Consider the following 16,338-nt stretch of genomic DNA (forward strand, 5'->3'; position numbering starts at 1 on the left):
TTTTTCCATGTTTTTCGGTAATGTAATGCCCGCTTGTTGATAACGTCATGTATTTAAACGTATGTTGGAGAGAAAAGTTGCGTTATGTTTCGAAAAAGTTTCTGAGGATTTTTTAATTCCTCGATTTTCACTGGAACTTTCTAAGTATATCCTGTATTTATACGTGAAGTCGATGCTAAACATTTTCCATGGATAATGTTACACCTATTAATGAATGAATGAAAAGGAGCCGCATTAAGCAGCTCCTCATTAAAACGGAACGACCAGCTAGATAAACTTCTTCTTACGCATTACACGTTCTGCGATAATAGCCGCATCCGCACGCTTTAGCGGAGACTTCGGATCAAATCTGAACGTCGGCTTCCCTTCAAGTTGTGTATTGGGCAAGCCTTCTATGAATTTTGCATTTGTAATAGCTATTATAGAAGCAAGCGAATAGTTTTCCATGACGTTAGCATCGGTAAACTTTTTCTGCAAAGTTGCTCTATCCTTTTCGAAATTATCGCCTGAATTTTTTAATAGCTCGCCCGCTCTAGCGATCATAACAGCCGCTTCTTCACGAGTCAGATTCTCGTTTGGCAAAAACACTTGTGCCCCGCTTCCACGAATTATCCCTTTTCTTGCTGCTGTTTCAATATAACGATAATCCCATAGATTACTTAAACCAGGGATCGGCGGTACATCTGTAAAGGTCATATTGTTATCGTAATCAAGTGGAATTTGGAACATCTTAACTAGCAGTTGTGCAAACTCTCCACGTGTAATGTTGTCATACACGCCAAATTCATTGAAATCCTTATTGCTCATCATTCCTCTAGCGTACATGAGCTCTATCGAGTTACGCGCATAGGCATGCCCAATGACATCAGGGTAGCTGAATCTCATCATCTTGACTGCATAGAAACCAAATCCATCAATTGGAGCTGTGATCGTATTTTTTTGTGTATTGATAACTCCACCTACATTAGTCCAAATACCATTATAGTAACGCCAAATGCTAAGCGTGTTGGACATAATGTCACGGATAGAAGCGTCATATTTCAACGTTATCGTTCCTTTATTAGAAGGCTCCAACCACTTATCAAGCGATCTTGAAAAGAAGTGATTGCCGGTTTCGTAAGGATGTGAGCCCTTCTTAAATTGATATCCTTCCATATAAGTACCTGTTTTGTAGCCTGGATCAACCCAGAACAGATTGGAAGCATATCCAAAGTGCAGGAGTGGTGTAATAACAGCTGCACCAATTTCATCGTAGCTTACTGTCTTGAATGTACCATCTTGTGCAACACCAGCTTGGTTATCAGAAACATCGTTATATATTTTTACACTTCTGCCGTCTTTACGATCTGCAATTCCGAACAAAATTTCCTGTGAATCAAATAAATCAGGGTTCTCAATTGGCTGTCCCGGATTAATATTTGCTTGACGAAGGAATGTGTTTTTCGGGAAGGCCATTGCTATTTCACCTTTGAAGGCAGATATTTTACCTGAACCTGATAGTAGTGTTTTGTACTGCGCGCCTACCGTGTTGTCGGCAGCATAGTTTACAGAGAACTGACCATCTAACTTTTCTGTACCTCTATAAACCGTAAATTTAATTGTGTTGTTCCCTGCCTTCAAGTTCTTCACTTGATAGCGGAACAGGTCTTCGGACGCTTTTTTAACCATCTCAGTTTTACCTATTAGAATGCGATCCGCGCCTTCAGCTCGAATACTTACATTGAGGAAGTTTTGGTTAACTACTTTCTCCTGTGGCAGCATTGGCGATAAGATCTGAAAAGGCGCTATTTCTCTGGAAATCGTAACGGTTTGAGTGAAGCTTTCTGATCCCACCTTAGCGGAAATCGTAACACTCATTGGACCAGATTCAGGCAGGTTCAATCCAAAGAGGCGCAGCTTATACTCTTTGTTAGCTCCATCATTTCTTTCAGCGTAGAGAACATTTTGCTGATCTGGAGTAAGGATAATATTATTGTTGTTATCCACTGACGTTGCCAACAAATCTTTGCCGTCTATTTTAATTAATAAGTTTTGCAAGTTTGATGCAGTAAAAATTAAGTCTACTTTCTTTTCTGTTGTCGTATAGCTAGTAGGTGTAATTTGTTTAAACTTCTTTGACACACTATCCGTCATAAATCTTTCATTTAAAGAATCATAACGAGGATCCTTCAGATACGGCACGGGCTCAATCAATGTAATTGCAGGTTGTGTCTTTGAGAAGTAATACAACATAAGTCTAGAAGAGACCTGAATACCGTTCGCCCTACCAGATATACCAATTTCGTTTGAACCAAACGTTAGTTGCCCAGGCAATGCATAGACGAACTCACCTGTAATTGTATTTATTTGACCGAGCGTAGGCACGCCTGTCGTAGCAGTCAATCCCATCTTAACTGTACGCCCATTCATCGTAAACTCAAGAGAATTCAAATCATTGGGCAAGTTAAAGTTTACAAGCCTACCATTAAGTTGAGTAAGAGGACTTCCATCATTGTAGAAGATTTGTCCATCGTACACATTGGATAATTGAATTGATGAGATTGGTGAATTGATGAATGTTCGCGTTTCCGTAAATTCATTAGTACCCACTTTAACCGTGAACTCTAATGTAATTTCTCCTTCTGGCAATGCCTCAATTCGATACACTTGGCGCTTAATGCTGCCCGCCATCGTTGTAAATGGCGTATATTTGAATGAGGAGCCTGTAATCGGCACATTGTTCAAACGAGCGGATATTTTCGTCGTACCACCAGCGTCTAAATTAAAATTGTTAGCATCAAGTACAAGCCAAAACGGCATTTGATAAACTGTGGAATTATTAGAGAATTTTGTATCTGATGCATACGTAACTAATGAGTCAGGAGCCCCTTCCCCGCCTAGAACACTATACATTTGACGAACATCACTAATGTAAGGGGAGTTACTGTCTCGTACTGTAAATGGAATAAGAGGACTATAATTTTGCCCTAAGTAATTCGTATTAACTTTAAGTGAATAAAGACCGTTGCCAGTGGTCGAAACCGTACTTGTCGTCGAAAAAGAATACTCTCTGAATGTAGCAGTCTGTCTTACTTGAGTGACTGTAACCTGGTTAGCCGGTATAACAACGGGAGTAGTTCCCGAATCTTTATTAAACTCTAGCGATATTTGCGGTACTCCATCTACTTCACCAGCATTAGGCAAACGTACGACCAACTTACCTTTTAATGTGTGATTAGAAAATGGTTCAATGATACCTCTTGTATCCAGTTGAATGGCATTATTCGCAGGCGCAGGTCCTACAGCCGTTACATTGTGTGCAGTCGCTGCATTGCTCGGGAAATAAATAATTTTGCGAGTAACCGTATAGGATTTGCCCGCGTTCCTTGCTACGATATCAATCGTATTCAATCCGATCGCCAAGGAAAGGCCTGAGTGGATGTATGTTCCACCAGCTCCGTTAAAAGCAATCGAACCATTAATCGATACTTCAGTTGCATTCGCAGCTTTAATTAAAATAGTCGGTTTCTGGATAGAAACCACTTCTTCAATCCCTTCACGCAACTTAATTCCACCAGCAAGCTCAATATCCGTAATAACTGGTACATTGTTGAATGCAACATAACTAGTTGCTTTAACGATACCGCTATTATTGTTGCTAATACCGCTTACTGTAATTTCATTCAAACCTTCAAAAAGTTCAATAGAAGTAAATAAAAAATTGTTGCTTGTCACTAATGGTGCCGCGCTTCCATTCGAAGGCTCGCCTACTGGCTTGCCATTCACCATACGTTGAACGGAATACGTGATCGATTGTGCTGACACATCTGAGAACGTACCAGCCAAGTTCACTCTGTTGGAGTTAACAGTTGTTGGGGATGTCGCTACTGTACTAAAATCTGCGAACGTAAAAAATTGTGAGGCTGCCTTAGCAACTTGTGTACCAGCGGTTAGCGGTAACATTGTGACAATTAGTGCAATCGAAAGTATTGTCGAAATGAGCTTCTTCAAAGTATGATCTCCTTTTTGTTTGGATGACTGATATTGATTAATTCTTTGATCATGAAGGTAGGTTCCTACTTGCTTCTTGGATTGTTTCTTAAAAATATACACTCCTCCTTGCGCGTCTTTCTCTTCTCGCTTGCACGAACAAGCTATTAAGACATCTGAACTAGAGTAATCTATATCTATTTATCGGTCATTAGATGGGATAAGTTTAGTAGGATTGGAAAATTGCAGAACGAATAAAAGCCCCGCATCCATAATGGATACAGGGCCTCTTTGTAAAATAAGTCCGTTACTTGCCGCGTGACTGTTGTGTATCTACTTTCGCAAGTCTCGCTAAGAAATTAATGAGTGGGCGGCGCGTCTTATCGACGATGCCGATCAGTTCAGCTCCAATTTGCAGGAAGAATAGGAGCAGACAGATTACACCAAAGGTAATCCAATTGGCTGCGCTCGATTGCACAACAGCTGATTGAATAATAGCTAACACGCCGAATATTGCTGCTACGCCCCAAATAATTAAAACTGTACGACGGTGGCTGTAGCCTAAATCTTGCAGACGGTGATGCAGATGATCTTTGTCCGGTGCGAAGATTGGTTTTTTATTGACCCACCGACGCACGATTGCAAAGAATGTATCAGAAAGCGGCACACCGATAATCAACAAAGGTATTACGAATGATACTAACGTCACTTGCTTGAAACCAAGCATAGACAATGTTGCTAAGCTAAAGCCAAGGAATAAGGAGCCTGAATCGCCCATAAAGATCTTGGCCGGATGAAAGTTAAACACAAGGAAACCTACAATACCGCCGAGCAGCAATGTACCGAGTAGAATAACTGGCTGGAAGCCCATAAGTGATGCCATTACAACGATCGTTGAGATTGCAATGCCGGACACACCTGCTGCCAATCCATCTAAACCATCAATAAGATTAATTGCATTTGTCACGCCTACAATCCACAAAATCGTGATTGGAATACCGATCCAGCTTGCAATCGGCTGCATCGTCTCACCAAATGGGATATTGACCAAATCAATTCGCACTTCGAAACCGAAAACGACTACGCAAGCCGCAGCAATTTGACCTAAAAGCTTAATCTTCGCAGACAACTCGAAACGGTCGTCAAGTGCACCGATAATAATAATTATTGTACCGCCGACAAGTAGAGCGTTGATCATATTGACATCTCTTGGACGCAACAGTCCATCCGGAATGAATGGCGAAACCAACAAAAATGCCCCTACAAATGCGATATAAATAGCAAGACCTCCGAGACGCGGCATTATACGCGTATGTACCTTCCGGTGGTTCGGTTTATCTATTGCACCAACCTTGAAAGCAAATTTCCTCACAAGTGGTGTCATTAAAAGTGCTAATACAAGAGCGATTATAAATCCAATGGCATACAATAAAACTATTGGCATGCGTACTACTCTCCTTTTCTGAAAACACAAGCAGTCATTACATTAGAGCTATACTCTGCTTATATTTCACATCGAAACGTTTGCTTATGCGATCTAGTGTAAACGGATGAATCCCGGCATCTTCGGGGGCCCAACGTACGTTTCGCGATGAAATATAAGCACCTATAAGCCCTTAGACTTATATACCCTTATATTTTGAAAATCACGCATTGCTCATTCCGTTAGCTACCGAAGTGAATTATACTCCGATCGAAAAAGAAACACCAACCCCGTTTTCATCCATTTTCCTTGAAAAAATCGACATTTTTACGCTAAAGGACGAGTTTTTGTCACGTTTTCTTTGTTACGAACCACTTTCACTACGAATTTCGGCAAATCAAGCATTCTTTTGTACCGTTTTGGTTCCTGAAGCAGACGATACAGCCATTCGATACGAAGTTTCTGGAACACAACAGGAGCGCGCTTTAACTGACCAGAAACAATATCAAAGCTTCCCCCCACACCCATCATAAAGGATGCGCCAAGACGTTCCTTATATTGGATTGTCCAACCTTCCTTCTCCATTCCGCGAGCAATGAACAAAAGATTGGGACGAAGCTTACTAATTTCATCGACGATCACAGCATCTTCATCAGGTCCAAAAAATCCGTTTCGGTAGCCTACAATTCGAACCTGCGGATATTGAAGTTGCAGTTTCTCGGCTGCTGCTTCGATAATCTCTTGAGAAGTACCAAGCAGATATGCCGTCCACTTATGCTTCTCCCCTTGCTCCATTAGTCGGTGCATGAGATCAAAGCCAGCGACACGCTCTGACACGGGTTCCCCTACATAATTAGCAGCCCATACGACTCCCGCACCATCCGGTACGATGATATCAGCTTTATTCATAACGTTAGCAAATTCAGGGTTGTTCAAAGCCGCCATTACCATAATCGGATTAGCCGTTATGACATGCGTTTGACGCCCTTCCTCAATAGCCGTTGTAATATATGTTACCGTCTCGTCCATGCCTAGTTTCGAGAACGGTATGCCAAAGATCGGCACGGTTGGTAGTTGTTTCGACATGAGGAAATCACCTCGACTTATATTGACGCAACAATTGTATAATTTGTTGCGCAGGTTTTTTGGCTTGCCCTTTTAATTGATCAATTACTTCACAATGCTGTGCTCGCCAAACATCAGGTGAGTCGAGCAAAGCGCAGGCTGCATCTGCGAAAGCTTCCGCATCCAGCACCTCTGTCGAGCCGATTGCCTTCATTCCTAATCGATTGAGAAATTGATCGATTTTGGGGTCGTAAGACAAGCCGAGCATAGGTACATGGCGATTGGCTGCATAGATGAGCGCGTGAAGGCGCATGCCGAACAAAGCATCACACTGGCTGACCTCAAGCAGCATGCGCTGCGGGTCATCGCCAGGGGCGGCAAGCTCGGCGGAACTTCCTACGCCGAGTTTGCCGCTTAGCCGTTCCATCACTGCCTCCGACGTTACTCGGTCGGAGGGCGTGTGGAACGGCAGGAAGCGCAGCCGAACCGGCCTGCGCTTCGACAGCGCGACTAGCGCCTCTGCGGCGCGCGCCATATCGGCGCCGTCCGCGCGCCAGCTGCGCAGTGATACGCCGACAATCGGCGGCGTATGACCAGCGCTGACAGAAGCGGCGGCGCCTAGCTCGCCGCTTCGCACATTAGCTGCCATTTCATCTGGCAGCGGCAGGCCCATAACCGGATCGGGAACGATATCGATCCGGTTCGCATCCACGCCCATCCGCCCAAGAAGGGCGGCGGATTCCGCATCACGCACAGACACATATTTGCTCCCGCGCATCACGCCACGGATCAAAGGGTCCATGAAGCGACGATTAACTGGACCGATGCCTTGCGAATAAGCGAAGGTTGGCTTGCCGAGCAATTGGGCCAGCTTCATAACTCCCGTATAATACGGAATCGTCTTTGCACTCGTTGCATCTTGCAGCAGGCTTCCACCGCCGCTGATCAATCCATCGCTGCCTCGCAGTGCTCGAAGCACCTCAGCAGGACGCATCCGATGTACCGATTCTACGCTGTACATCGAAGTTGTCCAAGCAGGATCAGCACTCAAAACAATCGGCTGAATTTTCACACCTTGCGAAGCTCCCTCATCTTCAAGAGCGAGCAATATTGAACGCAGTACCGCTTCATCGCCGCTATTTCGAAAGCCGTAGTAGCCAGAAATCGCTAAGCGGAATATTTCCTTATGTTCGGTAAAACCCATTTACGCCAAGCTCCTTCCAACACAATCCAAGCACCAATGAAGATTGCTCCGATAACAAGTCCTATGCCAAGACCCAGCAGCACACGGATAATAGAAATGTAAAGCGGAGTATGAATATGCGTGAATGTACTTACCATAGTCAATTGTCCGAGAGTACCAACGATAATGAGTACCCACGCTGCGCGATAACGAATCGCAAGGAACAAGCCAAGTATAAGCGGTGGATGTCCTAACATAAATTCTTTAAAGCGCGGACGAACACCAACCGTCGATTCCAGCCAGTTTCGAATAAGAAGCTCAATCCCTGATACTTGCCCAGTGTTGCCTGTACGGGACAAGTAATAGTACCCAACTGCTCCCAGTACCGCTACTGCTAGAACCCATAGCAGTGTAATTGGCTGCTTCAAAAGCCTGATAGCTCTTCCAATAACACCACGACCATCGCTGCCCTCATAAAGGAATACATAGATCGCGACAAGTAAAATTGGTGCAAGATGAAGCACGCTTACTCCGCGGAATTGTTCTAATACAAGGCTATACGTAATATTGTTTAGCAAGCCAAATACAAGAGGTACGGCTATAAAAGTAATACAAGTTGCTACAATAAACCAGTTAAGTGTAATACCGATACGACGTCCGATAGATACATTCGGGAATATCCACTGTGTGCTGCCTTCTTGCTCAAGTGTAGCACCGCCAACATTCCACTGGTCGCCGCCAACCATACGGCGTTCCCCAATCGTTCGGGAGTAAATGCGATTCATGACCCAAATAATCCCTAAAGTTGGGGCACTCACAGCAGCACCAAGTGCTAGCGCCTGCTCCATGAGTGAACTGTTAAGCACATACAAGCCGGCAGAACCGACTAGTCCAATTGCAAACACTAGTAGAGCTACATGCGGTATAAATGCCGCTACGAGCAATGTAATAAGTGCGATAGCACCAAGTGCTACAATACCGCGAAGCGGCTTTTCCCAAGAAGCATTTTCGGATACAAACGGCTTAACTTCACCAGAAGGGAAGCCACCTTCAGTAAGCTTAGATACAACTCCGTTTTCCCCACCCATAGCAAAAGCAAGCTTTTCAATGGAGTTAGTTAACAGTCCTGTATCTGTACTCGCAAGTAATTGAGTATTTAAGAAAAACATCCGGATATTCCGATCCTTCGCAGCTAATAAGAAACGATCAGCAATACCTGCTTGTGTCATCTTCTCGCTATCTTCTGCTGAAAGGGAATATAGCCTTGCTACATTATAATTAGTCAAATAAGCTAATTTATTTATACCTTTTTGAGGTTCTTTTAAATTTTCGATTGTTGTTAAGCCAATATCATATTTATTTAATAACGCACCAAAGCTGTCCAAACTTTGTAAATCTGATTGATTAGCTGTTCCCTTTGCTTGATCACCGTCAAACAACAATCTTGTAACACCATATTCCTTCAGACGTGCGAGCTGCGCATCTGTTCTAACTCCATCAAATGGTACTACACGATCAGAGAAACGAGGCAAAATACGGAAGCCCGCGTTCTTAATGGCTTCAAGCGACATTGGGTCGAAATCCATCGTCTTAAGGATCGCTGCACTTAGAGACTGCTCGATAATCATACCCTTACGATCTTGGTACGACCACTCGCGATGAGCAACACCCATTCGATCGTATGCATCACGCACGATAGGCGCAATACGCTCATATTCCTCTGCACCATGGAACAAAATGTACGTGTTATTGGAACGTTTATCAGGCAACTTCCCTTGCAAAAGTGCTGCATCTTTTTCGTTATAGTACGTCAGACGTCCCGCTTGCATCAGTTCTCTGAGAGAACTCTCGTAGACAGCCATCGTTGTAACGCCCGAATCTTTTAGCAGCTTAAGCTGCTTATCCAGAAATTGCTGCGGACTCGACTGTAGCTCAGAAACTTCAACAAGATCCCGATAATCAAACACGTATTCGATGTTGTTCGAAGATTTCTCCATCGTCATTCTTTGAACGCCTAGCGGCAATGCCGCAAGAACACCGATTAACGTAATAACCCAAAGACAAACTTTCGCTTGTCTATTCCAACGCTGCCATCGAATTAACAAATAAATCCTCCATTCCAAGCTTTCATCTTTTATGTACGATCAACAAGTGACATAACCGCCGATATCATAGATTGCAGCGCGTCTGTCGAAGCTTTATGAGATTGTTGTTTCACGGCAAAATAAACCTTAATCTTCGGCTCCGTGCCGGAAGGACGAAGGCAGAACCATGATCCATCCTCACAAATATATTTCAATACATTTTCCGGGCGAAGTCCGCTTAGACCAATGCTGTAATCCAGCACCTCTGTAATTTTCACTCCACCAATCTCAGAAGGTGGATTGCTCCGCCAATCATTCATAATACCTTGAATCTGCTGTACCCCGTCAAAACCTTTAAGTGTGCGAGATTCCAGCCCCTCTAAATAGAAACCATATTCTACATACAATTGTTGCAAAATATCGTAAATTGTTTTACCTTGGCTGCTATAGTATGCCGCAGCTTCGCTAATTAGCAACGCCGCAACAACAGCATCCTTGTCTCTTGCATACGTACCAGTTAAATAACCGTAGCTTTCTTCGTACCCGAACAAGAAGGAATGCTCGCCTGTCTCCTCGTACCGAGTCATCTTCTCACCAATATATTTAAATCCTGTTAATGTATTTTCGACAGTAACACCGTGAGCACGTGCGATATCGGCTCCCATCTCACTCGTTACAATTGTTTTAATAACAATGCCGTTAGCAGGCAGCAAACCTCGCTCCTTTAGCATGCTGAGCTTATAGTGCACCATTAGCGCACCTGATTGGTTACCCGTGAGTACAACGTAATCACCTGTATTGTTTTTCACTACTGCACCCATTCGATCTGCATCCGGGTCGGTACCGATTATGATGTCCGCATTCACTTTCTTTGCTAGCTCAATCGCAAGCGTGAACGCTTCTCTCTCCTCCGGATTTGGTGAAACAACTGTGCTGAAATAACCATCTGGCTGCTCTTGCTCCTCAACCGTATGCACGTTGCGGAATCCTGCCTGTTTCAACACCTCGCGGACTGGCATATTACCCGTTCCATGGAGTGGCGTGAATACGACTTTAAAGGAATCTCCTAAATCGCCCTTAAGTAGATCCGCATTCAAACTCTGGGATACAACTGTATCGATATATGCACGGTCTGCTGCCTCGTCCAGCCATACTAGTAAACCTTGTGACTCAGCGTCATCGCGGGAAATACGTTTAACCTCATCAAATCCCGCTATGTTACTAATAGCGGAAATGACTTGCTCCGCATCTTCAGGAATAAGCTGGCAACCATCCGGGCCATAGGCTTTATAACCATTGTATTCAGGCGGGTTATGACTAGCTGTAATGACGATCCCGCTTGATGCACCTAATGTACGAACGGCAAAAGACAATTGCGGAGTCGATCTAAGCCCCTTGTACAAATAAGTTTTGATGCCATTTCCAGCTAACACTAACGCTGAATCGAGCGCAAATTCCGGTGAGAAATTGCGTGAATCATGAGCGATTACGACAGAAGGGTTGTGAGCCGAATCTTTGGACAACAACCAGTTAGCAAGCCCTTGTGTAACTTTCCCTACCGTATAAGCGTTTAATCGATTTGTACCAGCACCCATGACGCCTCTCAATCCACCAGTTCCAAACTCCAGCTCACGATAGAAACGATCAACAATCTCTTTTTCCTCAGACGAAATACCGCGAAGCTCTTCCTTTGTGGCCTCATCGATTAATGGATCATTCAACCAGCCCTCATAACGAGCCCGGATCGATTCAGTAGATAGCTCACTCACCCTACAAAAACCCCTCTTCCTAATAAAAAATTATATAATGGAAAAAGCTATTAAGTACGTGCAGATAATGCGAACATTAATTCACCTTCGGCAACAACTTTGTCGCCTACTTTGGCAGTAGCCTTTCCTTTACCGATAGGGCCTTTCAAACGTGTAATCTCAACTTCCAGAATAAGTGTATCTCCCGGCTTTACTTGATCGCGGAATCGGAAACCGTCAATGCCAGCGAAGAACCCAAGCTTGCCACGATTAGCCTCCACCATCAACATCGCAACAGTGCCGACTTGAGCCAATGCTTCTACGATAAGAACACCAGGCATTACGGGATACCCTGGGAAGTGTCCTACAAAAAACGGCTCGTTCATCGTTACATTTTTCAGACCAACTGCACGAACGCCTGGCTCAACTTCCAAAATACGGTCAATCAACAAAAACGGCGGGCGATGCGGTATAATTTCTTGAATTTCATTAATATCCATCATAAATAAACTCTCCTCAACAATTCATAGTATAAAACAGCGCCAATTAAGCGAAACTATAATTATCCTTCATAAAACTGCAGTTTGCGAAGGTTAAGATAAGGGGGCTTGGCTAGCGGATCAGAAGTGTCCCTAGTCAGGCCTCTTTTTGCATATTAGACATGTCCTGGCGGCGTACTTTCTGCATTCAGTGACTTATAAGAGATCATGTATACAAAAGTAGTTAGGAACGAAAATGCGATGACCACCCATAAGTATAGATGTGCAAAAGATGCTTCAAAGAAAATAAACATAATGGCTACATAAAACATGACTGTCGTAAGTTTCCCCATCCAATTAGCCGGAACGTTTTTCTTCTTACGAAAATGGGTCAATAATCCCCCTGTTATCATACCCAAATCACGTAAAAACATAGCCCCAGCAGCCCACCAGGAAATATGGCCAGACAACAGCAACGATAAAATAATGGTAATCAACATCAGCTTGTCCGCGAGCGGATCCAACATCTCACCAACAGTCGTTACTTGACCATATCTGCGAGCAATATAACCATCTAGTATATCCGTCACTCCAGCAGCAACAACGATCAAAAAAGCCGGGATCATATGTCCGCTAACGAATATACCAACATAGACCGGAATCAATATAAACCTTAATATTGTCAATAAATTAGGTAAATTCAATCGTTCACACTCCTCCAGGTCCTCCGGAATGTTCCACCATCGTTCCCAACTATTATAAACCACCTAATCAAAAATGGAAACTAACACCCCTGCGGGCAGAATGAAGTATCAATTGCCAATTATAAAAATCTATGATAATATACTGACTGATCGGTCAGTATATAAAAAATACAGTGGTTTAACCACAATAGGAGTTTATATTTGAACAAAAAACAAATCAAAAGCATTGAAACGAAAGCAAACATTTTGGAAGCCGCCAACACCCTATTCTCGTCCAAGGGATATCACGCTGCCTCTATTGAAGACATTGCTACTTTAACAGGTACGAGCAAAGCGAATATCTACTATCACTTCAAAAGCAAAGAGGGGCTAATCTTCTCCTTGCTGGAGCAAAGTGAAGCTGAGTGGAGAACCCTTTGGAATGAGCAAAGGAGTCAGTATAACACGATAACAGATTTGCTTTACAACATGATTGATATCTCCTTGAAACGCAATCTTCATCACCCGCTCAATCGAGCAATGAAGGAGTTTGTAGACGACAATTTAGGAAAAGATGGGGAGGCGACGGAAAAGCTAAATGCCCGCTTTGAAGAAAAACGGTTGTTTTACACTGGAATTTTGCAAGAAGGAATGGATTCAGGAGAGTTCAAATCAGGAAATCCAGCACTTCTTAGCCAAGTTTTCGAATCCTTGTTCCGAGGATTATACGAGTCTACTCAACAAATGAACTTAGAAGAATCACTCCTGTTATACCGCACAGCATTAGATACCTTTTTCAAAGGAATATCAGCAGAAAGATAACGAATACTACAGAAAACATCTATACAAAAAGATAGGGAGGCATATGGAATGAACCCATCCTCAGCAACTATGGACACTACATCAAAAGATCTCGGAAATATTAAACGACTACCTATCTTAATTGCATTAATCATTGGTGCATTTTTCGCTATTCTTAACGAAACATTGCTAAACATCGCCTTCGTCGAGCTTATGAATGATCTGAACGTTACTTATACGACTATACAATGGCTCTCTACGAGCTATATGCTCGTTGTGGGTATTCTTATACCGGTTACCGCTCTGCTTGTACAATGGTTTACAACTCGTCAAATGTTCATTGGCGCAATGACGCTGTTTTCTATTGGAACGCTAGTCTGTGCATTGTCACCCGGATTTTCTATGCTTCTCATCGGACGTGTCATTCAAGCATTAGGAACTGGTCTCATGCTACCTGTAATGATGAATACAATACTTGTTCTTTATCCTCCTGAGAAGCGAGGAGCTGCGATGGGCAGCTTGGGGCTCGTTATTATGTTTGCACCAGCTATCGGTCCTACATTATCCGGTCTCATATTAGAATCTTTCCATTGGAGATGGCTATTTTACCTAGTGCTTCCTTTTGCTATCTTCTCCATCCTCTTTGCTTTTGTGTACCTCAAAAACGTAACGACTGTAACCAAGCCTAAAGTAGATGTGCTATCGATTCTGCTCTCGACTATCGCTTTCGGCGGCATCGTCTTTGGCTTCAGCAGCCTCGGTGAAGGACATGGCGGCTGGTCCAATCCACGTGTTTACTTAACAGTCATTGCGGGCACCGTAGCTTTATTACTATTCATCTGGAGACAGCTTGTTTCTAAATCTCCGATATTGGATTTGCGAGCCTTCAAATCACCAATGTTCTCATTCGGAACCGTACTGATTATTATTGTAATGATGGCGATGTTCTCTACTCTAATGTTGCTCCCTATTCTCATGCAGCAAGGTTTACTCATGACAGCTGCTGCAGCTGGACTTGTTTTGTTGCCTGGTGGAATATTGCAAGGTTTTTTATCTCCAGTAACAGGTAAACTATTCGACAAATTTGGACCAAGAGCACTCGTCATACCAGGTGCTGCTATACTAGTTGCTGTCATGTGGTTCTTTACTAAGATCTCGCTAGATACAACTACTTCCACTCTCATTTTGCTCCATTGTACAATGAGTGTTGCAATGTCTATGATTATGATGCCAGCACAAACGAATGCGCTGAACCAGCTTCCACCACGCTACTACCCGCACGGTTCTGCTATTTTGAACACGTTACAGCAAGTATCCGGCGCCCTTGGTATAGCCTTCTTCATGAGTGTCATGTCATCCAGCTCAAAACGTTACTTAACCGATTCAGCAGACCCAACCTCACAACTTGAGATTGCACAGTCTGTTAGTGTGGGTATCAATAGCACCTTTACAGTTGGAATGATATTTGCGATTATCGCACTAGTTATGTCCTTCTTTATAAAACGATCTGTAGCTCCTAAAGAGTAGACCCACAACGAAAAAGAGGCGCTGTGCCAAAAGTAGCTACAACTACTTCTGGCACAGCGCCTCTTCAATATATAATAAAATCATTACGTTACGAATCAGCAAATACTAGATCATACAGATGACGCCAAGTCGCCCAGTCAAATACCTCACCCTTTGGACCTTTACCAAGAACAACATACCCAACATACAGACCTATAAGCAACATGATCAGCATAATAATGGGCACAATGCTCTTACGTAGCACCCAAAACATCACCCTAACCCACGTCGGAAATCTATGCTCTTTTTCTTCCCAATCGGATGATTCATTTTTAGAAGTTGTGTCCTTTACCGGTCTTTTTCCAGTCGGATCATTATTCCCCGTCACTTGCGTGACGTTGCCTCCATGACGCTGAGAACGAGAAAGTTGGCCGCTCATTGAACCTGCGTCCCTCTTCCCCTCGGTATTGATTTCCTCTTTAGGTTGATTATCGAACTCTTTCCAACCAGAATTCATTCGATCATCCGCCATAACAATCACCTTCATTCTATTCTAAGCACGCATCGTGTTAGCAAGTCCCATCATCGTATCACTTGACGATAAAGCTCTTGCTGCCAGTTGATAGGCACGTTGAACATTAATAAGCTCCGTCATTTCGTCCGTCATCTGAACGTTAGACTGCTCTAAGTAGCCTTGACGCAACGCTACGCGATTATCCTCGTTCGGCACAATTTCCTGAACTGCATCGTTCACTAAATTGCCGTCTGCGATAGTGAACAAATTATCCGCTATTGCTGTTAACGCAGCAGGACGAGTAGCTTGAAGAAGCTTTATGCTTCCGAGGTTAATCGTATTAGCAGAAGATACACCTAAAGCTGTACCATCTGGTTCTACTTTAAGCGTGTAACCTGCAGGCAGTACAACGTTCCCTTCTACCCTATTCCCATTCGCATCACGGACGTTCGCAACTACCGGATAACCATCCTCCGTTGCCAAAATCGTATCACCGTTTGCACCTATCGTCAACTGAAAGGCCCCGTTACGCGTATATGCACGATTACCAGCACCATCTACTTGTATCTCAAAAAGCGCATTTCCTTCAATTGCAAGATCCGTCAACTGCTCTGTTACTTGCATTGGACCTTGCGATAAGTTGGGCTGAACCATCGTCATCTTAGCTCCCCAGCCTTGACTAAAGTTTAGCGGGGTCAGTCTGCCGGGTTGATCAAACGAATCTGGTTGCCTCTTACTATTATTAAGAAGATCCTCGAAAGTTGCTTCTTTTCGTTTGTATCCAACTGTATTTACATTAGCAATGTTATCCGATATTAAATCTAGCTTCTGTTGGAGCGAGTTCATCGAAACCATTGCATTAATCATTGATGCGTTCATGTAG

Annotated in this window: 12 protein-coding genes; 2 read left to right on the plus strand and 10 right to left on the minus strand. The window is 43.5% G+C overall.

The window, feature by feature from the left end; translation table 11 throughout:
• Positions 1–267: 267 nt before the first annotated feature.
• The 8 genes from MFF31_RS06685 to pgsA all read right to left on the minus strand — a co-directional run bounded on the left by MFF31_RS06685 (position 268) and on the right by pgsA (position 12,655).
• Positions 268–4,092, minus strand: a complete 3,825-nt coding sequence (locus MFF31_RS06685) for an S-layer homology domain-containing protein (RefSeq protein WP_248565415.1) — start codon at positions 4,090–4,092, stop codon at positions 268–270.
• 184 nt (positions 4,093–4,276) lie between these two features.
• Positions 4,277–5,407 (minus strand): glycosyltransferase family 4 protein, encoded by a 1,131-nt coding sequence (locus MFF31_RS06690; protein WP_238188508.1) that lies wholly within the window; start codon positions 5,405–5,407, stop codon positions 4,277–4,279.
• A 312-nt stretch (positions 5,408–5,719) separates the two neighbouring features.
• Positions 5,720–6,478, minus strand: coding sequence for a WecB/TagA/CpsF family glycosyltransferase (locus tag MFF31_RS06695; RefSeq protein WP_238187289.1), 759 nt, complete (start codon positions 6,476–6,478; stop codon positions 5,720–5,722).
• Positions 6,479–6,485: 7 nt separating this feature from the next.
• A complete protein-coding gene (gene csaB, locus MFF31_RS06700) occupies positions 6,486–7,661 on the minus strand; it encodes a polysaccharide pyruvyl transferase CsaB (protein WP_238187290.1) in 1,176 nt (391 codons plus the stop codon).
• Entirely contained in the window at positions 7,625–9,745 is a 2,121-nt protein-coding gene (locus MFF31_RS06705) for a DUF5693 family protein (RefSeq protein WP_238187291.1), read from the minus strand. The genes csaB and MFF31_RS06705 overlap by 37 nt, the downstream gene beginning before the upstream one ends.
• A 29-nt stretch (positions 9,746–9,774) precedes the next feature.
• Positions 9,775–11,493, minus strand: coding sequence for a phospho-sugar mutase (locus tag MFF31_RS06710; RefSeq protein ID WP_238187292.1), 1,719 nt, complete (start codon positions 11,491–11,493; stop codon positions 9,775–9,777).
• Positions 11,494–11,543: 50 nt separating this feature from the next.
• The gene (gene fabZ / locus MFF31_RS06715; RefSeq protein WP_238187293.1) at positions 11,544–11,975 is read right to left on the minus strand and encodes a 3-hydroxyacyl-ACP dehydratase FabZ; all 432 of its coding nucleotides are present in this window, start codon (positions 11,973–11,975) and stop codon (positions 11,544–11,546) included.
• A gap of 152 nt (positions 11,976–12,127) precedes the next feature.
• On the minus strand, positions 12,128–12,655 hold the full coding sequence (pgsA, locus tag MFF31_RS06720) for a CDP-diacylglycerol--glycerol-3-phosphate 3-phosphatidyltransferase (RefSeq protein WP_238187294.1): 528 nt from the start codon (positions 12,653–12,655) through the stop codon (positions 12,128–12,130).
• A gap of 201 nt (positions 12,656–12,856) precedes the next feature.
• Between pgsA and MFF31_RS06725 the strand changes: the two genes are divergently transcribed.
• Together MFF31_RS06725 and MFF31_RS06730 are read left to right on the plus strand one after the other, a co-directional pair.
• Positions 12,857–13,456, plus strand: a complete 600-nt coding sequence (locus MFF31_RS06725) for a TetR/AcrR family transcriptional regulator (protein WP_238187295.1) — start codon at positions 12,857–12,859, stop codon at positions 13,454–13,456.
• Positions 13,457–13,504: 48 nt separating this feature from the next.
• Complete coding sequence (locus MFF31_RS06730) at positions 13,505–14,962, plus strand: MDR family MFS transporter (protein ID WP_238187296.1); 1,458 nt, start codon at positions 13,505–13,507, stop codon at positions 14,960–14,962.
• A gap of 88 nt (positions 14,963–15,050) precedes the next feature.
• Here MFF31_RS06730 and MFF31_RS06735 read toward each other — a convergent pair whose 3' ends face one another.
• Both MFF31_RS06735 and MFF31_RS06740 read right to left on the minus strand, forming a co-directional pair.
• Positions 15,051–15,473 (minus strand): DNA-directed RNA polymerase subunit beta, encoded by a 423-nt coding sequence (locus MFF31_RS06735; RefSeq protein ID WP_238187297.1) that lies wholly within the window; start codon positions 15,471–15,473, stop codon positions 15,051–15,053.
• 21 nt (positions 15,474–15,494) lie between these two features.
• Positions 15,495–16,334, minus strand: a complete 840-nt coding sequence (locus MFF31_RS06740) for a flagellar hook-basal body protein (RefSeq protein WP_238187298.1) — start codon at positions 16,332–16,334, stop codon at positions 15,495–15,497.
• Positions 16,335–16,338: the final 4 nt, after the last annotated feature.

The organism is Paenibacillus sp. L3-i20 (assembly GCF_022180385.2).
In the GTDB taxonomy this organism is placed as follows: Bacteria; Bacillota; Bacilli; order Paenibacillales; family Paenibacillaceae; genus Pristimantibacillus.

Coding starts and splice junctions, on each gene's coding strand:
- MFF31_RS06695 (WP_238187289.1), bottom strand. CDS start 6,478: ATGTCGAAACAACTACCAACCGTGCCGATCTTTGGCATACCGTTCTCG.
- csaB (WP_238187290.1), bottom strand. CDS start 7,661: ATGGGTTTTACCGAACATAAGGAAATATTCCGCTTAGCGATTTCTGGC.
- fabZ (WP_238187293.1), bottom strand. CDS start 11,975: ATGATGGATATTAATGAAATTCAAGAAATTATACCGCATCGCCCGCCG.
- MFF31_RS06730 (WP_238187296.1), top strand. CDS start 13,505: ATGAACCCATCCTCAGCAACTATGGACACTACATCAAAAGATCTCGGA.
- MFF31_RS06735 (WP_238187297.1), bottom strand. CDS start 15,473: ATGGCGGATGATCGAATGAATTCTGGTTGGAAAGAGTTCGATAATCAA.
- MFF31_RS06740 (WP_238187298.1), bottom strand. CDS start 16,334: ATGAACGCATCAATGATTAATGCAATGGTTTCGATGAACTCGCTCCAA.